At 47.9% G+C, this 20,917-nt stretch carries 23 protein-coding genes and 2 pseudogenes; 21 read left to right on the top strand and 4 right to left on the bottom strand.

Annotated features, from left to right (window positions below):
• Positions 1 to 50: 50 nt before the first annotated feature.
• The 5 genes from D5E69_RS13700 to D5E69_RS13680 all read left to right on the top strand — a co-directional run bounded on the left by D5E69_RS13700 (position 51) and on the right by D5E69_RS13680 (position 4,406).
• Complete coding sequence (locus D5E69_RS13700) at positions 51 to 1,103, top strand: YpbB family protein (protein WP_159129787.1); 1,053 nt, start codon at positions 51 to 53, stop codon at positions 1,101 to 1,103.
• Positions 1,100 to 2,563, top strand: a complete 1,464-nt coding sequence (locus D5E69_RS13695) for a RecQ family ATP-dependent DNA helicase (RefSeq protein WP_159129786.1) — start codon at positions 1,100 to 1,102, stop codon at positions 2,561 to 2,563. The genes D5E69_RS13700 and D5E69_RS13695 overlap by 4 nt, the downstream gene beginning before the upstream one ends.
• Complete coding sequence (locus D5E69_RS13690; RefSeq protein ID WP_159129785.1) at positions 2,563 to 3,141, top strand: CPBP family intramembrane glutamic endopeptidase; 579 nt, start codon at positions 2,563 to 2,565, stop codon at positions 3,139 to 3,141. Before D5E69_RS13695 ends, D5E69_RS13690 begins: the two co-directional genes overlap by 1 nt.
• Positions 3,142 to 3,154: 13 nt before the next feature.
• Positions 3,155 to 3,880, top strand: a complete 726-nt coding sequence (locus D5E69_RS13685) for a LysM peptidoglycan-binding domain-containing protein (RefSeq protein ID WP_053071986.1) — start codon at positions 3,155 to 3,157, stop codon at positions 3,878 to 3,880.
• Between the two features lie 82 nt (positions 3,881 to 3,962).
• Positions 3,963 to 4,406 (top strand): DUF2663 family protein, encoded by a 444-nt coding sequence (locus D5E69_RS13680; RefSeq protein ID WP_159129784.1) that lies wholly within the window; start codon positions 3,963 to 3,965, stop codon positions 4,404 to 4,406.
• Between the two features lies 1 nt (position 4,407).
• Here D5E69_RS13680 and D5E69_RS13675 read toward each other — a convergent pair whose 3' ends face one another.
• The 3 genes from D5E69_RS13675 to D5E69_RS13665 are packed head-to-tail and all read right to left on the bottom strand — an operon-like array spanning position 4,408 to position 5,490.
• A complete protein-coding gene (locus tag D5E69_RS13675; RefSeq protein WP_048005913.1) occupies positions 4,408 to 4,977 on the bottom strand; it encodes a manganese catalase family protein in 570 nt (189 codons plus the stop codon).
• 24 nt (positions 4,978 to 5,001) lie between these two features.
• Complete coding sequence (locus D5E69_RS13670; protein WP_048005912.1) at positions 5,002 to 5,262, bottom strand: spore coat protein CotJB; 261 nt, start codon at positions 5,260 to 5,262, stop codon at positions 5,002 to 5,004.
• A 6-nt stretch (positions 5,263 to 5,268) separates the two neighbouring features.
• The gene (locus D5E69_RS13665) at positions 5,269 to 5,490 is read right to left on the bottom strand and encodes a spore coat associated protein CotJA (protein WP_048005911.1); all 222 of its coding nucleotides are present in this window, start codon (positions 5,488 to 5,490) and stop codon (positions 5,269 to 5,271) included.
• A 149-nt stretch (positions 5,491 to 5,639) separates the two neighbouring features.
• Between D5E69_RS13665 and D5E69_RS13660 the strand changes: the two genes are divergently transcribed.
• The 7 genes from D5E69_RS13660 (at position 5,640) to D5E69_RS13630 (ending at position 11,803) form a co-directional block, all read left to right on the top strand.
• Entirely contained in the window at positions 5,640 to 6,275 is a 636-nt protein-coding gene (locus D5E69_RS13660; RefSeq protein ID WP_048005910.1) for a CBS domain-containing protein, read from the top strand.
• Between the two features lie 52 nt (positions 6,276 to 6,327).
• Positions 6,328 to 6,699 carry a hypothetical protein gene (locus tag D5E69_RS13655; protein WP_159129783.1) on the top strand — a complete coding sequence of 124 codons (372 nt, stop codon included), beginning with the start codon at positions 6,328 to 6,330 and terminating at the stop codon, positions 6,697 to 6,699.
• Positions 6,686 to 7,447, top strand: coding sequence for a metallophosphoesterase (locus tag D5E69_RS13650; RefSeq protein WP_048005908.1), 762 nt, complete (start codon positions 6,686 to 6,688; stop codon positions 7,445 to 7,447). The genes D5E69_RS13655 and D5E69_RS13650 overlap by 14 nt, the downstream gene beginning before the upstream one ends.
• A gap of 102 nt (positions 7,448 to 7,549) precedes the next feature.
• On the top strand, positions 7,550 to 8,461 hold the full coding sequence (locus tag D5E69_RS13645; protein ID WP_048005907.1) for a MerR family transcriptional regulator: 912 nt from the start codon (positions 7,550 to 7,552) through the stop codon (positions 8,459 to 8,461).
• Between the two features lie 72 nt (positions 8,462 to 8,533).
• Positions 8,534 to 9,115 carry an adaptor protein MecA gene (locus D5E69_RS13640; RefSeq protein WP_048005906.1) on the top strand — a complete coding sequence of 194 codons (582 nt, stop codon included), beginning with the start codon at positions 8,534 to 8,536 and terminating at the stop codon, positions 9,113 to 9,115.
• 288 nt (positions 9,116 to 9,403) lie between these two features.
• Positions 9,404 to 10,669, top strand: coding sequence for a Glu/Leu/Phe/Val family dehydrogenase (locus tag D5E69_RS13635; RefSeq protein ID WP_048005905.1), 1,266 nt, complete (start codon positions 9,404 to 9,406; stop codon positions 10,667 to 10,669).
• A gap of 168 nt (positions 10,670 to 10,837) precedes the next feature.
• Positions 10,838 to 11,803, top strand: a complete 966-nt coding sequence (locus D5E69_RS13630) for a YpdA family putative bacillithiol disulfide reductase (RefSeq protein ID WP_063191644.1) — start codon at positions 10,838 to 10,840, stop codon at positions 11,801 to 11,803.
• Positions 11,804 to 12,083: 280 nt separating this feature from the next.
• Here the strand turns inward: D5E69_RS13630 and D5E69_RS13625 are convergent, their stop codons facing one another.
• Positions 12,084 to 13,058, bottom strand: a complete 975-nt coding sequence (locus D5E69_RS13625; protein WP_048005903.1) for an asparaginase — start codon at positions 13,056 to 13,058, stop codon at positions 12,084 to 12,086.
• A gap of 88 nt (positions 13,059 to 13,146) precedes the next feature.
• Between D5E69_RS13625 and prsW the strand changes: the two genes are divergently transcribed.
• The 9 genes and pseudogenes from prsW to fni all read left to right on the top strand — a co-directional run bounded on the left by prsW (position 13,147) and on the right by fni (position 20,892).
• On the top strand, positions 13,147 to 13,842 hold the full coding sequence (prsW, locus tag D5E69_RS13620; protein WP_048005902.1) for a glutamic-type intramembrane protease PrsW: 696 nt from the start codon (positions 13,147 to 13,149) through the stop codon (positions 13,840 to 13,842).
• Positions 13,843 to 14,022: 180 nt separating this feature from the next.
• Positions 14,023 to 14,781, top strand: a complete 759-nt coding sequence (gene sleB / locus D5E69_RS13615) for a spore cortex-lytic enzyme (protein WP_249931616.1) — start codon at positions 14,023 to 14,025, stop codon at positions 14,779 to 14,781.
• A 13-nt stretch (positions 14,782 to 14,794) separates the two neighbouring features.
• A pseudogene (gene ypeB, locus D5E69_RS13610) lies at positions 14,795 to 16,128 on the top strand (germination protein YpeB).
• 113 nt (positions 16,129 to 16,241) lie between these two features.
• The gene (locus D5E69_RS13605; RefSeq protein WP_159129781.1) at positions 16,242 to 16,877 is read left to right on the top strand and encodes a flagellar brake protein; all 636 of its coding nucleotides are present in this window, start codon (positions 16,242 to 16,244) and stop codon (positions 16,875 to 16,877) included.
• A 55-nt stretch (positions 16,878 to 16,932) separates the two neighbouring features.
• Positions 16,933 to 17,115: a YpfB family protein gene (locus D5E69_RS13600; RefSeq protein WP_156183317.1), complete on the top strand. Its 183-nt coding sequence runs from the start codon at positions 16,933 to 16,935 to the stop codon at positions 17,113 to 17,115.
• Positions 17,116 to 17,260: 145 nt separating this feature from the next.
• A complete protein-coding gene (gene cmk, locus D5E69_RS13595; protein WP_048005897.1) occupies positions 17,261 to 17,932 on the top strand; it encodes a (d)CMP kinase in 672 nt (223 codons plus the stop codon).
• Between the two features lies 1 nt (position 17,933).
• The gene (locus D5E69_RS13590) at positions 17,934 to 18,515 is read left to right on the top strand and encodes a lysophospholipid acyltransferase family protein (protein ID WP_048005896.1); all 582 of its coding nucleotides are present in this window, start codon (positions 17,934 to 17,936) and stop codon (positions 18,513 to 18,515) included.
• A gap of 114 nt (positions 18,516 to 18,629) precedes the next feature.
• Positions 18,630 to 19,763, top strand: a complete 1,134-nt coding sequence (rpsA, locus tag D5E69_RS13585; protein ID WP_048014129.1) for a 30S ribosomal protein S1 — start codon at positions 18,630 to 18,632, stop codon at positions 19,761 to 19,763.
• 77 nt (positions 19,764 to 19,840) lie between these two features.
• Positions 19,841 to 20,892 (top strand): annotated as a pseudogene (gene fni, locus D5E69_RS13580) (type 2 isopentenyl-diphosphate Delta-isomerase).
• Positions 20,893 to 20,917: the final 25 nt, after the last annotated feature.

Below are 20,917 nucleotides of genomic sequence, written 5' to 3'. Positions count from 1 at the left end.
TTTCGTGGTACAATATTTGACAATAACCTACACGTTAAGGAGTCATTGCATTGACATATCTTCACTATTTGATTTTGGATTCCCTGGAAAGGCTGGGGGAGGAACGGTCTGTGTATTCCGTTTACCATATCATCAAAGGGAAAAAGTCTTCTCAGTCCATACAGGATGCACATCTCTTTGGGCTGCAGGCTCTCTTCCTGTCACTTCCAAAACTGAAAAGGGACTACTTTGACCGGTGCATTGCTGAGCTACAGGAAGAAGGCTCCATCACCCTGAGCGATGATAACCGCGCCCGGCTGACCCGTTCGGGAGAAGAGGGAGTGGCGTCCTACTTTCAGGAAAAACCGTATCCTGCCCATATGGATGGATTAAAGCATGGTGATCAGGCCATCCTCCTGTGGAAGAGGCTCAGCCTACTGGTACAGGTGTTATCCAATGCTCGAATGAACGAAACGTCGTATTTCCCCGTGCAAAGGGACCGGAAAGTTCAAGATTGGTTAAAAGGGTTCATCCGGAAGCAGGGGAAGACCGAAGTTTTGTCAGCGAAGCTGTTTGAAGAGCTTTACACATTGCTATCCCAAACAACATCTGGTGAAGATCCAGGGATCCTTGTGCAGCGGCTTACGGGATACAGGGACTACGGAACCACGGAAGGGCAATCAGCCGACAGATTCGGTGTGGACCGTGAGGAGTACCGGTTCAGATTCCTGAACCTTCTCCACTTTATCATCGCACGTGCCAAACACGATGCAGGTGCCTACCCGATAGTCTATTCGATCATAGAGGAAAAGGAGCATATCCAACCCCTCACCGCTTCGACGAAAAAAACCCTTGAGCTTTTCCAAAAAGGGATGCCGGTTGAGGAGATCGCCAGGATCAGAGAGCTGAAGGTGAATACAATCGAAGACCATTTGATCGAGATTATCTTGACCCTCCATGACTTTCCTGTCACTTCCTTTATCGAAGAAGAGGTGTATGAAGAGGTGCTGGGTGTCTTGGCAGAGTTGAAGACGAAGCGGCTGAAACCGATCAAGGAGAGATTTCCGGAGCTGTCCTATTTTCAGATCCGTGCAGTCATTGCGAAGGCAGGTGAGACCCCGTGAACATACATGAAGAACTGAAGAAGCACTTTGGATACGAAACGTTCCGTGCAGGACAGGAAGAAACCATCACATCCATTCTTGACGGCCGTGATACGTTGTCCATGCTTCCTACAGGAACCGGTAAATCCCTCTGCTATCAGCTCCCTGGTAAGCTAATAGAAGGTCAGGTGCTTATTGTATCCCCCTTGCTTTCCCTCATGCAGGATCAGGTCGAACAGATGAAGGTGAACGGGGAAAAAAGTGTGATTGCCCTCAATTCCTTTCTCACTTATCAGGAGAAAGTATGGGCGCTGGATCACATCCAACGATTCAAGTTCATATTCGTTTCTCCAGAGATGTTGAAAAGTGAGGCATTCCGAACCGCCGCTTCCAGGATCAGAGTAACGTTGTTCGTGGTCGATGAAGCACACTGCATTTCCCAGTGGGGACCCGATTTCCGGCCGGACTACTTGGACCTGGGCGAGGCGAGGGAGCGACTGGGGATGCCGGTCACCCTTGCCCTCACTGCCACTGCTACAAGGACTGTACGGGATGACATCCGGGAGGTGCTCCGTATGGAGGGGGCAGCCGAGCTTGTCCATTCTGTCGATCGGAAGAACATCGGATTATTTGTAAGAAATGTGGAAGATGACCGTCATAAACGGGATGAAGTGCTTTCGTTCGTAGAGCGTCTCAAGGGACCTGGAATCATTTATTTCACCAGTAAACGAAAAGCGGAAGATGTCGCCCATTGGCTCCGCGATCAGGGAGTGAAGGGGGTCGCACACTATCATGGGGGAATGGACCATGAAGAGCGGATCCTGATCCAACAGCAATTCCTATCGGATAAACTGCAAATCATCTGTGCTACGTCGGCCTTCGGCATGGGCGTGAACAAGGAAAATGTACGCTTTGTCCTCCATTATCATCTGCCGGCAAGCATTGAATCCTACCTTCAGGAGATCGGCCGTGCTGGAAGGGATGGAAGGGAAAGCGTCTCTCTTGTCCTGTATGCAGAACAGGATGCGTCCATCCCCCTTCAATTCATGCATAGCGAGCTGCCGGATGACGCACAAATCGAAGGTGCGATCAGGGCAGTGCCCGCCATGGAATGGTCTGAGATCATCGCGGCCCTGCAGCTGTCTGATGTGCAGTACAGGTTCCTTGCATACTATATCCAGTCGTATGCCCGCTATCGTTCTGATAGAATGATAGAAGAAATCAAACGGATCAGGGATGCCAGACTTGCATATAAACGCAGGAATCTGGATTCAATCATGGGATGGCTCCACACGATGGCATGCAGGCGTCAAGTGCTACTCGAGCACTTCGGTGAGGAACTTCAGGATCGGCCGGAACGATGCTGTGACCGATGCGGATCAGATCTTGCTGAGTTTCATGGCGAGGAAGCCCATTCTTCCCCGTCCAATGACCATTGGGCGGACCAGCTCAAAAAAATACTGTTAGGATCAGTGGTATAATGCAAAAGCAAGGAGATATCCTCAAAGGCTTATCCAAAAAACAGGTGACATTCCATCTGATGTTCACCCAATGCCTCCTCATAGCCGTTTCCGTAGGTCTCGGGTATATGTTGATCGGCGATATCGATCAATGGTTGAAACAGTTTGATTTTCAAATGGATGTCCTCTGGATCGGCGGAGCCTTCGGTATCCTGGTTGTGATGGTGGATGTGATCATGATGAAGCTGCTTCCGTCACGCTATTATGATGATGGAGGAGTAAATGAGCGGATATTCGCCGATCGCGGTTTCGTTGAAATCATGGTGTTAGCATTCATTATTGCGGTGAGCGAAGAGCTGCTGTTCAGGGGGATCCTTCAGTTCCATTTCGGACTGGTGGTGGCAAGCATAGTGTTTGCCGTGATCCATATCAGGTATTGGGCCCATTGGTTCCTTATCGTCAATGTGTTGACATTGAGTTTTGTCATGGGGATCATCTATGACCAAACAGGAAATCTCCTGATCACCATCGTCATGCATTTTGTCATTGATTTTCTCTTAGGTTTATATATGCGCCATCAGGCGAGACTCGGAGAGTAAAGAAGGGATAGCTATGAGTAAAGATCCATATCGTGAACAAGCTGCCAAATCAAAAAAGAAGATCGACAGGGTACCGGAAGAGGAACCTCTACATGAATCGGATGGACTCCCGAGCCGCAGTGAAATACAGCGGCAGAAAAGGGAATCGAAAAAGAAAAAACGGGCGATTCAGCATCCCCTCATCAAGCTCTTGCTCGTATTTTTCTTCCTGATGCCCATCATTTTCCTTTGTTTGTATTCTTATTTTGTCAATAAATCCGGACCGCTCGTGGTCTTCTCAAGTAAAAATGGAGTCGAAGAGGTTCAGTATGATCAAGGAGAACCGAATGAACCGGCTCCTGCTGATGATGATGACAAGGAGCAAGAAAGGAAGAAGGAAGAAGCTGAAAAGGCGAAAGCCAAGGAAGAGAAGGAAAAGGCAGAAGCGTTGAAAGCGAAAGAAAAAGCTGAAGCTAAAAAAGCGAAAGAGCGGGAAGAAGCCAAAAAGGCAAAAGAAAAAGAGGCAGCGATAAAAGCGGAAGAAAAGAAAGAAAAGGAACAGGCTGCGATTGAACAAGAAAAGAGCGAAGAGACGGGACGAGTGGTTCAGCATACGGTGAAACCCCAAGAAACGCTCTATCGGATTGCGATGGATTATTTTCAATCTCCATCCGGCGTACAGATCATCAGTGAAGCCAATGGTATCCAAAATAATGAAATTTATACGGGACAAGTGTTGACGATTCCCTTGAATGAATAAGAACCCGCCTCCGTGGAAGGCGGGTTTTTACGTGCTTCTAAAAATGGGACGGGCTCATATAATGAATCGAGGGGGTGAGTGGATGAAGGAAATCAACGAAATCACCGATCGTGCAACCGGGCAGATGCTGACGAACCTCATTGAAAAGAAGAAGAAATTCGATCAACTGAAAAAACAGCATCATTTTGCCCTTTGGGTGACCGCCGTGGGCTGTACCATATTCTTATACTATCTGACACATACGGTGATCGGTCCTCATGCCTATTCAGCAGCCTCCATGATCACCGCCTTCGTATCGAAATCGCTGCACTTGTATGCTTTCCTTGCTGTAGCAGGCATGGCAGGAGCCACCAAAATCTTTTACCAGCGGAAGGAAAAAGCGGAAAAAGAGTTTCATGCCCTGCGATGCGAGATCATCGACCGCAGCAAGGATCTTTGGAAAGAAGAAGCCTGGATGAACCGGCATATCGTGTTTGAAACGATGAAAAAACAATATGACATCAATCTGTTTCATGAAGCGAAATAAGCTAAAAGAAAATTTTCCGGTCCCGTTCTTCTTTAAGGATTTCGACGGCTTCACGGAATCGCTGGGAGTGGATGATCTCCCTTTCCCTCAGGAATCGGAGGCCATCATTCAAATCGGGATCATCACTCATATTGATGATCCATTGATAGGTGGCACGTGCTTTTTCTTCCGCGGCAATATCTTCGTACAAATCTGCAATCGGATCGCCTTTGGCGGCAATATAGGACGCCGTGAACGGAACTCCTGCAGCATTATGATAAAAGATTGCACCATCGTGATCGACATAGTGGGCATCGAGTCCCGCCGCTTTCATATCATCAGGGGTAGCGTCCTTGATAAGTTTATACACCATCGTTGCAATCATCTCCAGATGGGCGAACTCTTCGGTCCCGATATCGGTCAGGAGTCCGATCACCTTGTCGGGAATGGTGTACCGCTGATTCAGATACCTGAGTGCTGCGGCGAGTTCCCCGTCAGCTCCGCCGTATTGTTCGATCAACAACTTTGCAAGCTTCGGATTGCATGTGCTTACCCTGACAGGGTACTGCAGCTTCTTTTCATACACCCACATAATCGGATCGCCTCCTTGTATTCATTATACTTGCCAGGGCCACGGTGCCTCTTGCCATTTCCACGGATAATCCGAATAGCTGCTACCGAAACTTGTGAGGGGACCGAACTTCTTCTCAAAGGTTTTCTTGATGGATTTACGCGTTTTCACATACATATTGAATTGGGAAATCGCCTCCTGATCAGTGGGGTGGGTATCAAGATAAAGGGTCAATTCGACAATGACGAAGTCGACGGTCTGAAGCTCTTCAAGAATGTCATAGTACTCCTGCGGGAGCTGCGCCATACCGGATCAGTCTCCTTTCATCTTTTCGTACGGGCTATAATATGGATCATAAAATGCCTTCCACAAGGTTCCTGCCCGCAGTGCTTCACGAGGTGTGAATTGTTCCATGCCGGGTGGCTGAAATCCCATGTACAGCTGAGGGGGTGTGGAGTAAACCTTCGTCGTGATGGGGGGACAGGGGTCGAACGGGCTGACATAGGGTTCATACGTTTTATAAAAATGGCTCATTCATACGCCTCCTTCTTGTGGCTCCTTCATAAAAGCATATGAAGCAGGGGAGAAAACATGAGGAAAATAAATGCCTTTGGATTGAAGGGATGAGGCCCGTCGATGTTGAATTATAACCTATACAAAAATAATATCGAGGTGGTACAGCCATGTTTGTCAAAAGCGTGATGATTCCCAAGCATAAATGTTATGTCGTAAGTGTAGATGAATCGTTGAAAAAAGTTTTGGATGTCCTTGAACATCATAAAATTGATGGTGTACCCGTTCTGTCGAATGGGAAATACGCAGGAACGATCAGCCGCTTCTCCATCTACAGGCACTATTTCGAGTCGGGAATGGAAAAGGATGTATTCCTGAACGAAGTGAAAGCCGGTGAAGTGGCATCGGAGCAAGGGACCTATGTCACGGAGAAGGAAGTGTTCGAAAGCGCGTTGGTCCTGCTCCAGGATGCCCCGATCCTTCCGGTGGCAGGAGAAGACCGGGAGTTCCTCGGTCTGATTACACGATTCGATGTCCTCGATCACTTCAAAAGCGCATTCGGCATGAATACGAAGGGGATCAGGATCGCTTTTTCCTCCGTGGAGACCGAGGGAAGGATCGCCCGTCTGGGGGACATCATCCAACAATATTCCGAATCGGTCATTTCATTGGTCACGTTCGATGAAACGGATAAGCTCCTGCGAAGGATCGTTCTGAAGCTCGAGAAAAAGGATAATATGAATAAATTCATTTCCAAGCTTGAGAAATCGGGCTTCAGGATTCTTGATATACACGAAGATGAATGATAAGAATGTATTTCATCCCCTTTCATACGATTGATGTATGGGAGGGTTTTTTATGCGGGAAATCCGGTTATTGGTAGTATCGCTCCTGTTCGGGGGTGCTTTCATCGGCTTGTTCCCGGTTCATAAAGGGGAAACAATCTCGGATCTCATAGTGGGCTCCGTCCTCAGTCCGGGCGGCTTCTTTTTGGCTTCTGCATTCTTTATAGCGGGTTTCGTTTTTCAAGGGAAGGTGATCAAAGTAGAGATTCAATCCTTCAGGGAGGGAAAGCCGAGATTTGGCCTGATGCTCCTCCACCTCATGGTCATCCTCGGATTAAGTTGGATCGCATGGGTGCATGCCAGTCTATTCCTCTTCGTTTCATGCATATATGGTATGATATCTTTAGATTTGAAACGAGAGGGCGGACGTCATGTGGATCATTAGTGTTCTTCTAGTTATTGGGGTTGTCCTCATACTGTACATGGTGAGGGAGGCCTTTGCCGATCGGGTGAGGGAGCTCACATTCCGGTTTCCTTCATACCCCAGGGATGCTTCCCCCTTGAAGGTGTTCTTCCTATCGGACATACATAAACGAACCATTTCTGAAAATATTATAAATGCAGTGAAGGATAAAGCAGATGTAGTCGTCATCGTAGGAGACCTGACGGAGGGAGGGGTCCCCCTGTCCAGGGTGGAGAAGAATCTTGATTCATTAACTGCCATTGGGCCGATCTTTTTTGTGTGGGGAAATAATGATTATGAAGTAGACCCGGTCCGGCTAAAGGCCCTTTTTCAAAAAAAGGGTGTCAGGGAGATAGTGAATGGCAGGGAAGACTTCGGGGCGGTGACCTTTATCGGTGTGGACGACGGAACGCTCGAACGGGCGGATCTCCCCCGGGCCATGAGTGGGATCGACCCTGCTTCTTGCAATATCCTGTTGAGCCATGACCCTTCATTGAGTGCAGACCTTGTATCAACAGACGGTATCGATCTGATGCTCAGCGGCCACACACATGGGGGACAAATCAGATTGTTCGGATGGGGGCTTTATCCGAAGTCCGGCGTCGACCGGCTGCCGGCAGTCACGAGGATGACCAGTGCAGGCTATGGCACGTCCCTTCTCCCCCTAAGGCTCGGGGCTAAGGCTGAGACGCATGTGGTCACCATCGCCCATTCACCAGAAGAGGAATAGTTCCCCTTGTACACAGAAGTTATTCATAGCCTATACAAATTTTACACAGCGGAGGATCTGGATTATACTTCTAGTGAGAAGAGTGGACATGGGGGACTTTATATGAGCAATGATAAAAGACAAGAAGGCAAGTATAATATAAAAGCGGTATCAACCATCCTAGGCGTGCAGCCCGGTACCCTTCGTGCCTGGGAGAGGCGCTATCAGATCATCGCGCCCATCAGGAACGAATCAGGGCACCGCCTCTATACAGAGCAGCATGTAAGCATCTTGCGCTGGCTTGTACAAAAGGTGGACCAGGGATTCACGATCAGTCAGGCCGTGTCGCTTCTGGACAAGAGTGAACTTGAGGATCAGGAACTGTCGCCCCCTGTACAAAAAGACAGAACAGAGAGCATATCGGATGATTTATTGAAAGCATTACTGAGTTTTGACGAAACGAAGGCCCATGAATTGATCAATCAATCTTTTTCGATCTATACGATCGATAAGGTCGTCATCGATATACTCGGGAGCCTGCTTGTCAAAATCGGTGACTTGTGGGAGAACGGAGAAATCACGACGGCGCATGAACATTTCGCCACCTCCATCCTCAGGTCGAGGATCGGGATCATCATGCACTCATTCCCCCACAACGGCATCCTGCCAAAGGTTGTGGCCGTATGCGGACCAGGTGAGTGGCATGAGCTCGGCCTTCTCATCTTCACGCTATATGTGAGGAGGAAAGGATTCGAAGTGATTTATCTTGGGTCAAGCATCAAGGAAAATGATATTGAAGTGGTATTGGACGAAGTACAGCCCAAGTTCCTCTTTTTCTCTTGCACGATGAGGGAGAATGTAGATGCTCTATTGGAATTGGTGGAGTCCCTTAAGAAGGATCGGCCTGGCCTTGAGATCGGAATGGGAGGGTTCGCCATCGATCATCTCACGCGTGAAAAGAAGGCGGAATATGCAGACCATATCGTCGGCCAACAGAAGAGTGATTGGGAAGCATGGCTTAAAAGCAAATTGTAGAGGTACCATGCACTGATTTACCCCCTGAACATAGTATGTGGTAAACCGTCATACACTTAGGGGGTACAAAGGATGAAGCTGGAGCGAATATCCGAAAATAAAATAAAATTTTCCATTACGGTTGAAGAACTCGAGCAAAAGGGGTTATTCGAACAAGAGGAATGGAAAAACTCATATATGTGGCATGATTTGTTCGAAGATATGCTGGAAGAGGTCCAATGGAAGTTCGGGATCGAAGCCCAGATGGAGATCACCGTGGAAATTGAATCCTTCGATGAGAGGGAAGTCTGTATGATCCTCACCCTCGAAGCAGATGAGGATTATTCGGACTGGGAAGATATTCACGAGGAAGCTCCATCGGGAGAGCGGCATCTCCTTGTATTCATGGAAGATATCGAGGATATCATCTCGGCAGTCAAACGGATTTCAGACGTCCACTGGTGGCAGCATTCCAATGGAAATACGGCCCTGTATTTTCATCAAGGCTACTACTATCTGTTCATCGATGACCTTTCCCTGGAGGAGCGGTCATTGCTTGAAGCGATTTTGCAGGAATATGGAGAGATCTCGTCCATCACCAAGCATGTTCTGATGGAATACGGTATGATGCTGATTGAGAAAGGTGCAGACCGAGAGCTCCTTCGTTTCTTTTGATGCCCCTGACTCCCTATAGAAGCACGTTCAGGTCACTTTCATATGAAGGTGATTTTTTTGCTTGAACCGTAAGTGAGAAGCGGATTCGGTAGCAAGTTGTCCTCAATCTGAAGTGAGGATTTTGAAGGACAGGCTTTATCATTTCCATTATAATGAAAGCGATTACAATTTTTATTTGTTTTTTGCATTTCCGCCTTTGCACAGGAGGATCAAACGTGTATACTATGCTATGAAAGCGGACGACATGTCTTATCACAGTGTAGAATACTGGGAGGTTTAGTATAAAAAATGGTAGCCGATAAGGGGAACGAAAGTCATCAGCATGACGTATTGAAATCAACGCAAACGGTTATTCATCTTGCATTGGATAAATTGGGGTATCCCGAAGAAGTATTTGAATTGCTTAAAGAACCGGTCCGTATGTTGACGGTGAAGATTCCGGTCCGGATGGACGATGGGAAAGTGAAGGTATTCACCGGTTACCGGGCGCAGCACAATGATGCGGTCGGTCCCACCAAGGGAGGTATCCGTTTCCACCCGAATGTGACGGAGAAGGAAGTAAAGGCCCTTTCGATCTGGATGAGCCTGAAATGCGGCATCGTGGATCTGCCATATGGCGGAGGAAAGGGTGGGATCATCTGCGACCCGAGGGATATGAGCTTCCGCGAACTGGAGCGTCTGAGCAGGGGGTACGTGAGGGCCATCAGTCAAATCGTCGGTCCCGCAAAGGACATACCGGCTCCTGATGTGTTCACAAACTCACAAATCATGGCCTGGATGATGGATGAGTACAGCCGGATCGATGAATATAATTCCCCTGGGTTCATTACCGGGAAACCACTGGTGCTCGGAGGCTCCCACGGTAGGGAGACGGCCACTGCCAAAGGGGTGACGATCTGCATACGGGAAGCAGCTAAGAAAAAAGGAATTGACCTGAAAGGTGCCCGGGTAGTGGTCCAGGGCTTCGGTAACGCAGGCAGTTTCCTGGCTAAATTCATGCATGATGCAGGAGCCAAGATCATCGGGATTTCTGATGCGTATGGTGGACTGCACGATGAAAATGGGCTTGATATCGACTACCTGTTGGACAGGAGGGATAGCTTCGGGACGGTGACCAAGCTTTTCAACGACACGATCTCTAATGAAGAGCTCTTAGAGCTCGACTGCGACATCCTCGTCCCTGCTGCCATTGAAAATCAGATCACGGAAGAGAATGCCCACAACATCAGGGCGGGCATCGTGGTGGAAGCCGCCAATGGTCCAACGACCCTTGAAGCCACAAAGATCCTGACTGAACGTGGCATCCTCCTCGTACCGGATGTGCTGGCATCTTCGGGAGGAGTGACCGTTTCCTATTTTGAATGGGTACAGAACAACCAGGGTTATTATTGGACGGAAGAAGAGGTAGAAGAGAAGTTAGAGAAGATCCTTGTGAATTCGTTCCAAAATGTCTACGATACTGCCCAGACGAGGCGCGTCGATATGAGGCTCGCAGCCTACATGGTCGGCGTCCGCAAAATGGCGGAAGCATGTCGTTTCAGGGGTTGGATTTAACAGGATTCAATAAGGTCGTCCGATGTGGACGGCCTTTTTTTAGTTGAGTGCAAAAAGTACAGGAGAAGAGTTGAAGGTCATGATTCTTTGACCTCCTTTTAAAAGTATTACATAATATGAGTGAGACAAAACAGAACTAGATCCGTTGTATTTGAAGGAGTGTCACAGTTGAAAAAAGAAGATTGCATCATCGTCGGCGGGGGGCCGTGTGGTTTATCGGCATCCATCCGATTGAGAGAACAGGGATTGAACCCTTTGATCATTGAGAAGGGAAATATCGTGAACGCCATCTATCACTACCCGACGCACCAGACATTCTTCTCCTCCAGCGAGAAGCTCGAGATCGGGGACGTCCCGTTTGTCATTGAAGAGCATAAACCCCGCAGGAATCAGGCGCTTGTTTATTATCGCGAGGTGGCGAAGAGGAAGGACCTGAGGATCAATCGTTTTGAGATGGTGGAGAAAGTGGAGAAAAAAGGGGAAACTTTCATCGTTTCCACCACAAAAGATCAATATGAATGCGCGTATATCGTCATCGCTACGGGCTATTACGATCATCCGAACTATATGGGGATACCCGGTGAAGACTTGGATAAGGTCTATCACTACTTCAAAGAAGCCCACCCCTTCTTCGACACGGATGTGGTGGTGATCGGAGGGAAAAATTCGGCCGTCGATGCAGCACTGGAGTTGAATAAGGCAGGAGCAAGGGTCACGGTCATCTACAGGGGCAGTGAATACTCAAAGAGCGTGAAGCCGTGGATCCTCCCTAACTTCGATGCCCTCGTGCGAAACGGGGAAATCAAAATGGAATTCGATGCGTGCGTGGAAGAAATCACCGATGAAACCGTCACCTTCAGCAGGGATGGAAAAACCTTCTCCATTGCCAATGACTATGTATTCGCCATGACAGGCTATCATCCCGACCACAGTTTCCTTACCAGGATGGGGATCCAGCTCGATCCTGAATCCGGCAGACCCATGATCAACGAAGAGACAATGGAAACGAATGTTGACAATATTTATATCGCAGGTGTCATCGCAGCCGGTAATAATGCCAATGAAATCTTCATTGAAAACGGCAGGCATCATGGTGGGCTGATCGCAGAGGATATTGCCAGGAAGGTAAAATAGAAAAAGTTACAACTTAATGACGGACACTGTCAGGTTAGGTTCTTTATACCGCCCATGATTTTCGTGCAAGACTTCGCTTTCCGCGGGTAGCACGTGAGCCTCCCCGGCATCTCCGGGTGTCTCACATAAGCTTTTCTTCCCGCAGGAGCCTTCGTCTTGCACTCCAATCAATGAAATAAATTGGGCATGAAACAAACTAAAAACCCGAACCATTTTGCCTTATCCTAGGCAAAATGGTTCGGGTTTTACTATGACTAAAACACTTTTGTCCCAGCCTCTCTTATTGTTTGAAAATCATTTCAAGCTCTTTCAAATCACTTGTCTGGGACAGGGCGACCATTAGCTTGATCCGTGCCTTCTGTCCGTTGAGACCGTTGGAGAAGATGACCCCTTTCTCCTTCAGCTCCTTGCCCCCGCCGGCGTAACCATACACATCTTGGGCAATCCCGTTGAAGCATCTGGATACAAGGACCACCGGTATGTTGGCGGCGATCAGATCATCAATTCCTTGGAGGGCTCCCGGTGGAAGATTCCCTTGTCCGAGTGCTTCAATGACGACTCCTTCGTAGCTGAGCTCCTTGATGGCTTTCAGCAGGTCGGAGTCCATTCCTGCATAGGCTTTGATCAATGTCACCTTTTTGGAGACATCACATACATGATAATGCTCGTTTGAAGTGGGCTGGTGGTGATACAGGATGCCCTGCTTGGTGACGATCCCGATCGGTCCGTATTGGGGACTCTGGAAGGTCGATACATTGCTTGTGTGGGTTTTGGTCACATTTTTGGCAGAGTGGATCTCGTCATTCAATACGACGAGGACCCCTTTGGAGATGGACTTCTCATCGGCAGCAACGCGAACCGATGAAATGAGATTGTATAGACCGTCCGCTCCAATTTCATTGCTGGATCGCATCGCACCTGTCACAACGACTGCAATTGGCAGTGATAATGTGAGGTCGAGGAAATAGGCCGTTTCTTCCAATGTGTCTGTTCCATGTGTGATGACAACGCCGTGGAAAGGCTCTTCTTTATATGAATCCTCGATCAGCCTCTTGATCTTTTCCATATGTACAGGTGTGATATGAGGGGAAGGAAGGTGGAATGCCTCAATCACGTGAAGGTCTGCAAGATCTGATACGATGGATGTCTGGACGGAAAGAGGATTTTCCTTGCCTGGACTTACGGCGCCGGTCTCTGCATCCTCCATCATGGAGATGGTCCCTCCGGTATGGATGACGATGATTTTCTTTTTCATGGATTTCTCCTCCAGTCGGTAAGATACTATTTTCATTCCTAGTTTAACATGATACGATGAAGGAAACGGAAAGAAAAGAGGACTTTTTATGCTGGTGATCTTATCAGCGGGCATAGCACCTGGCTTGGCGCTGCTGAGTTATTTTTACCTACGTGATGAATACGATGCAGAACCTGTGGCGCTGGTGTTCAAAGCCTTTTTATTTGGTGTGATCATTACCTTTCCGATCATGTTCCTCCAATATGTACTAGATGTCGAAGGGTTTGTCACCTCGAACTTTTCCACCGCCTATCTTTCCTCGGGATTTCTGGAGGAATTTTTTAAATGGTTCATCCTTATCTTCGTCATTTATCAGCATGTGCATTTCGACGAACCTTATGACGGCATCATTTACGGAGCGAGTGTTTCACTTGGATTCGCCACCGTGGAAAATATTCTCTACCTCGTAGCCAATGGAGTAGAGTATGCATTCGGGCGTGCCCTCCTACCTGTATCAAGTCATGCATTATTCGGCGTCCTGATGGGGTATTACCTTGGTAAAGCAAAGTTCTCCCCGGAAGAAGGGAAGATTAAATGGATGATCATGTCGATCTCTCTGCCCATCCTCCTTCATGGTACCTACAATTATATCTTCCTTTCAGAAAAAAACTGGGTGTATTATATGATTCCATTCATGTTCTTCCTTTGGTGGCTCGGATTGAAAAAGGTGAAGCATGCTCACAGGCTATCAGAACACCACTATAAATCAAAAATGATCAAGGATCCCGTAAGACACTCAGGTTGAGTGTTTTTTTTGTTTTCACACAGATCAGTGACGGATGAAACGTATCTTTAGGCAAAGAGCTTTGCATAAAATGGGTGCCACTACAAAAACTACTGAAAATGTGAATTGAGAATATGGAGGTTACGCATGATGAAGAGATTTTGGAAAGTTGCCGCTGCAGTACTGGTCTGCATCCTTTTTATGATATCGTCCGAAGCGGCTGAAACGGATGCGTTCACTGGACAGGTCATCCAGCAGGGAGCCACCGGCGATGACGTCATCGAGCTTCAGGCAAGACTTCAATATATCGGGTTCTATAACGGGAAGATAGACGGGGTATTCGGGTGGGGCACCTATTGGGCCCTGCGGAATTTCCAGTATGAATACGGACTGCCCATTGATGGTTTGGCAGGGAAAACAACGAAAGACAAACTTGTCAAAGCCTCTAAATTCGATAAACAGTATGTGAATGATCAAATCAATAAAGGAAATAAATTCACCTATTACGGTGGCACTGATCAAAATAAGCAAAGCACCGGGAAGTCGGATGCCAATAAAGGGTCGTCCGGGGCAAAACCATCGGCCGTCAATGCACCGAGCGGTTATTCGCAAAATGATATCCAACTCATGGCGAACGCTGTTTATGGTGAGGCCAGGGGAGAGCCGTATGAAGGTCAGGTAGCTGTCGCAGCCGTCATATTGAACCGGATCGACAGTCCTTCTTTCCCGAACACAGCGGCAGGAGTCATCTTCGAACCAGGTGCATTCACAGCCGTCGCGGATGGTCAGATCTGGCTCACGCCGAATGAGAGGGCCAAGGAAGCCGTCATGGATGCCATAAATGGATGGGATCCGTCGTCGAGTGCCCTTTACTATTTCAATCCGGACACGGCCACAAGTAAATGGATTTGGACCAGGCCACAGATCAAGAAAATCGGGAAGCATATATTCTGTAATTAAGGGGTGATCCAAGATGATACGTGGAATAATCATTGCAGTATTAATCATAGGCGTGGCAGGAACAGCCTTCTGGGGTATCAGGAGCACCAGGAGAAGAATGCGATACTCATCAATGCAGAGAATAATTATCAGCGCGCATTTCACGAATTGACGTACCAGATGGATATGCTGCATGACGGAATCGGCGCCACGCTCGCCATGAATTCAAGGAAGTCGCTGTCACCGGCTCTAGCGGACGTCTGGAGACTGACTTCGCAGGCACACAGCGATGTGGGGCAACTGCCTCTATCTCTCTTGCCGTTCAACAAAACGGAGGAATTCCTGAGCCAGATCGGGGACTTCAGCTATCGCACGGCCGTCCGGGATCTCGATAAGAACCCGTTGACAGATGAAGAATACAAATCACTTGAAAAGCTGTATGAGCAAAGTGCAGAGATCCAGGACGAGCTTCGGACAGTGCAAAATCTCGTCATGAAGAATAACCTCCGGTGGATGGATGTTGAAATGGCCCTTGCCAGTGGAAAAGAGCAGGCCGATAACACCATCATCGATGGATTCAAGACCGTCGAAAAAAATGTAACGGGCTACACCGAAGCAAACGTCGGGACGACGACGTTCGTCAACAATCAGAAAAAGGACAATAACTTCAAGAAGCTAAAGGGGAAAAACATTACGAAGGATCAAGCGGTGGCCCTTTTGAGGAAGTATTCGGGTATCGGTGAATCCAAGGATGCAAGGGTCGAAAAAAGCGGTAAGGGATCAGAGTTTGAATTCTATTCCGTATCGATCGGCAACGGAGGAACCGATGCAAGTATGGATGTTACGAAAAAAGGCGGTTATCCCATCTGGTATATGAACAACCGCAACGTGAAGGACGCCGTCATCTCCCTGAATGAGGCATCCCGCAATGCTTCAAAATTCCTGAAGGAGAATGATTTCGAGCAGCTGGAGCTATTTGAAAGTGCACAGTACAATAATATCGGTGTCTTCACCTTCGTGAAAAATATCGACGGGGTGAGGATCTATCCTGATTCCATCAAAGTCAAAGTGGCCCTCGATAATGGTCAGATCGTCGGATTTGCTGCAGATGAATATTTGAGGAATCATCATGATCGAGAAACGGCTGAGCCGACCATCTCTATTGAGAAGGCAAAGGGATACACCAGTCCGAATCTGAAGGTGATGGAAGAGAGGCAGGCAGTCATCGTCAATGATCTGAATGAAGAAGTGCTCTGCTATGAATTCCTGGGAATGATGGGGAAGGACACATACAGGATCTTCATCAACGCACAGAACGGTCAGGAAGAAAAGGTCGAGCGTCTGAAAAGTACGGAGCAGCTTTATTAAGAAGGGAACGGGCTAAATGGCCCGTTTTTTCCTGTGTAGATGAAAAATTATGGAAAACAGTAGAAAGGAATGGCATAATGTAAGTAGGTATAAAAGGATAGGAGGAAAGAACTATGTTTGAAATTGGAATGACGCTGCAGCTGGAGCAGGCAGGAATTGAAGGCACATATAAATGCAGAGTATGCGGACTGGAAGAACATGCGGTCCTCGTAGATTACCCGATCCATCAGAAAACCGGGAAATCCATTTTTTTGATGAACGGGACCCCTCTTAAAGTGAGCTTTGTCCTGAAGGATCAGACGGTGTTGGAATGTAGGACAGGGGTGGTGGGGAGAAGGATGGCGGAAATTCCTTTGATTGAGCTGGAACGGCCATCTGAGGAGGAGTTTAAACGGATCCAGAGGAGGCATTTTGTCCGGATCGAAGCACCGGTCGATATCAGCTTGAGGGCTGGGGAGCACCGGATCGTTACGGTTACTGAAGATATCAGTGCAGGCGGATGTGCTGTCATACTAAGAGAGGATTCCGGGATCCGGGAAGAGGAAGAAGTAGATCTATTCCTAGTACTCCCTTTGCAAAAGGCCCACCACTACCTTGAAATGAAGGGAAGGGTCAATCGGATTTGGGAAAAAAACCGGAGGGTACTGGCGAGCATTGAATTCGTTGCACCGGACGAATCCCATAAGCGCCACATCATGCGATTCTGTTTTGAAAAGCAGCTTGATCACAGAAAAAAGGGGTTCGCATGAATAATATCTAATGGATGGTGCATACTTTTTCTAATCAAATGGAAAAGGTGATGGAATGAAAGCCGTCGAACGAATACTCCTTAAATTGATGATCATACATCTGCTCCTGCTTTTTGCCGCACAATGCCTCATCCACTATGATCCCATTCCGTCCCTTCGCAAAATCACTTTTTATGAAGGTGTGGAAAAACTGACTTACAGCGAGATACTTGAAACAATCAAGAATCCAGGCAGATAGGGGCGGTAAGCCCTTCCTCTCCTTCTCCCTTCCTTTGTTCTTCTGCCTCTGAACCCGAAAGCCCACAGTGGAAAACTTTCCTGATGCGCCCCCGATGATTTATGTTAAAATGGATAAGAAATTTATTAGGAATGTAAGCAGGTGGATGAAAATGAATTTAAGAATAGCAATTGATGGTCCTGCAGCAGCAGGAAAAAGCACCGTCGCAAAAATCGTGGCGGGAAGATTGTCTTATCTTTATATCGATACAGGCGCCATGTACAGGTCCCTGACATATAAAGCGTTGAATAAAGGTGTCGCTCTGACGGATGAGGATGCCCTTAAAGAAGTATTGGATGATACGGTCATCGAATTGAAGCCGATTGATGGCGGACAGATCGTCCTTGTAGACGGATTGGATGTGACCGATGAGATCAGGCAGGCGAACGTAACGAATTCCGTCTCGCACGTGGCTGTTCATTCCAAGGTCCGTGAAGAAATGGTCAGCAGGCAACAGCAGCTTGCAAGCGAAGGCGGGGTTGTCATGGACGGCCGCGATATCGGAACCCATGTGATACCGGATGCGGAAGTGAAGATCTTCCTGCTTGCGAGCGTTGAGGAGCGTGCGGAGCGCCGTCATTCCGAGAATATCAGAAAAGGTTTCCCTTCCGACCTTGAAAAGTTGAAGGAAGAGATCGCCCTCCGGGATAAAATCGATTCCGAAAGGGAAGTTGCACCGCTGAAAAAAGCAGAGGACGCCATCGAAATCGATACGACCTCCCTATCGATCAATGAAGTGGTGCAGGAAATCATGAAACAAGTGGAAAGGATCGGTTGATGTGAATCTTTATTCCTTTGCAAGAGGTCTTGTGAAGTCGATCCTTTCGCCTTTGTATCGCATACAGGTGGAAGGCCTTGAACACTTCCCGAAAGAAGGCGGTGTCCTCCTTTGCTCGAATCACATCGACAACCTGGACCCTCCTGTCGTCGGAGTCGCTGCCCCGAGACCCGTATCATTCATGGCCAAAGAGGAGCTCTTCAATGTCCCGATTTTAGGCAAGATCCTGCCAGGCATCCATGCCTTCCCCGTACGGAGGGGGATGAGCGACCGGGAGGCCTTGAGGAAGGGTCTTAAGGTTTTGAAAGAGGGAGAGGTTTTAGGTCTGTTCCCCGAGGGTACTAGAAGTAAGACAGGAGAAATCGGAAAGGGATTGGCAGGAGCAGGGTTCTTTGCCCTTCGCTCAGATGCCCACGTCGTACCGTGTGCCATCATCGGACCGTACAAGCCATTCCGGAAGCTCCGGGTCGTCTTCGGTCCACCGATCGATATGGACTCGATCAAGGAAGAAAAGATGAACGCCGAGCAAACGACCGATATCATCATGGGTCATATCTCCGATTTAATGAAGAACCATCATTAATATAAGCTTTCTTGCTTGACAAATAGGTCTATTTATTAGAAGTTAATAGAAAGAATATTTAAAATGCATGCGAGAAGTTCAAATTTTTTGCAGTCATGGATTAAGGAGGAGTACATAATGGAAGACATGAATGGAATCGAAGTGAAAAATCTCGAGATTGGTGAAAGAGTTCAAGGTACCGTCACTAAGGTCGAAGAGAAACAGGTCCTAGTGGATGTCCAGGATAGCAAGGTGGATGGCATCATTCCAATCAGTGAACTCTCAAGCCTTCATATTGAAACAGCATCCGATGTAGTCAGTGAAGGGGATGTACTTGAGCTAATCGTGACGAAAGTGGAAGAGGAGCTTTTGGTCCTTTCCAAACGCAAAGTTGATGCTGAAAAAGCATGGGAAGATATGAAAGACCGTTTTGAAAAAGGAGAAATCTTTGAAGCGGAAGTCAAAGACGTCGTCAAGGGTGGTCTTGTCGTCGATCTCGGCGTTCGCGGTTTCGTTCCAGCTTCACTTGTGGAAGATCACTATGTTGAAGATTTCGCAGATTACAAGAATAAGACCCTGACTTTCAAAATCGTGGAGTTGGATCAAGAGAAAAACCGTTTGATCCTCTCTCACCGCGCTGTGGTCGAAGCCGAGAAGCAAGAGCAGAAGAAGCAGCTTCTCGTCGACATCGAATCAGGTTCCGTCCTTGAAGGAACTGTGCAACGAATCACTGATTTCGGGGCATTCGTCGATATTGGCGGTGTGGACGGGCTTGTCCATATTTCACAACTCTCCCATGAACATGTGGAGAAACCGTCAGACGTGGTTACAGAAGGTCAGAAAGTAACGGTCAAAGTACTAAGCGTGGACCGTGACAACGAACGGATTTCCCTGTCCATCAAGGAGACTCTCCCTGGACCATGGAATGAGATTGCAAGCAAAGCACCGAAAGGGACCGTTCTTGACGGGGTCGTGAAACGTCTCGTTTCTTACGGTGCATTCGTCGAAGTATTCCCAGGCGTGGAAGGTCTTGTGCATATTTCTCAGATTTCCCACAAGCATATCGGTACACCTCATGAGGTCCTTCAGGAAAATCAGGACGTGAAAGTGAAGGTCCTTGATGTGAATGAAGCCGATCAACGCCTTTCATTGAGCATCAAAGCGCTCGAGGAAAAAGAAGAGGAAGTAACCGATTATGAAATGCCTGAAGAAAGCACCGGTTTCCAACTCGGTGAAATGATCGGCGATAAATTGAAAGACTTGAAATAAACCAGGTTGAAATACAATCCCCTTGCCGGATATGGCGGGGGATTGCTTTACGATAAAATATAAAAATGGTGATGCATGTGACAAGAGCTCAACGAAAACAGGATCATATTAAACATGCTTTATCAACGGGTCAGCTGCGAAAGACCGGTTTTGATGAAGTGGCTTTTGTTCACCAAAGCTTACCGAATATAGCACTTGAAGATATCGATCTTCGTACAAAAATCGGCGGACTTGAGTGGAGTTCGCCGATTTTCATTAATGCTATGACCGGTGGCGGAGGGGAACAAACATCCAAAATAAATGAGGATCTCTCGGTCCTTGCCAGGGAAACGGGCATGGCCATAGCCGTGGGATCACAGATGTCCGCCTTGAAGGACACGTCGGAAAGATCCACGTATGAAATTGTACGGAAATATAATCCTGAGGGGATCGTTCTTGGGAACCTTGGCAGTGAGGCGACGGTGCAGCAGGCACAGGATGCCGTGGAGATGATTCGGGCAGATGCCCTTCAGATCCATCTGAACGTCATTCAGGAGTTGACCATGCCTGAAGGGGATCGTGATTTCAAGGGAGCCCTGGAGCGCATCGGAATGATTGCCGAAGGACTGTCTGTCCCTGTCATAGTGAAAGAAACCGGCTTTGGGATTAGCAGGGAAGCGGCACAATCCCTTTCACAAACAGGGATAGCCGGAATTGATATCGGGGGCTTCGGGGGACGAATTTCTCAAGGATTGAGAATCAGCGCCGTGAAAGGATGCTTCATTTCTTTGACGATTGGGGTATTCCGACGGCGATTTCCATTGCAGAAGCCCATCAGGCAACTTCCCTGCCAATCATATCTTCCGGTGGGATCATGAACAGTCTGGATATCGTCAAGTCGATCAGTCTCGGCGCTTCGGCTGCGGGGATGGCAGGTGTACTCCTTGGTAAACTATTGGGAGATGGACTTCAGGCTACAATCAAGGAAGTCAACGAGATCCATACAGATATTCGTTATCTTATGAGTGCTTTGGGCTGTGAGACGCTTGAAGATCTCCATCACACTCCCCTCATCCTCACGGGGCATGTGTACCACTGGCTTATGGTACGTGGCCTTGAACCAGAACGTTTCAGCAGAAGGGGAATATAAAGAAAAGAACGGATCCGACGCGATC

The organism is Rossellomorea marisflavi (assembly GCF_009806575.1).
Lineage (GTDB): Bacteria > Bacillota > Bacilli > Bacillales > Bacillaceae_B > Rossellomorea > Rossellomorea marisflavi_A.
This window is presented reverse-complemented; position numbering and strand designations above follow the sequence as displayed.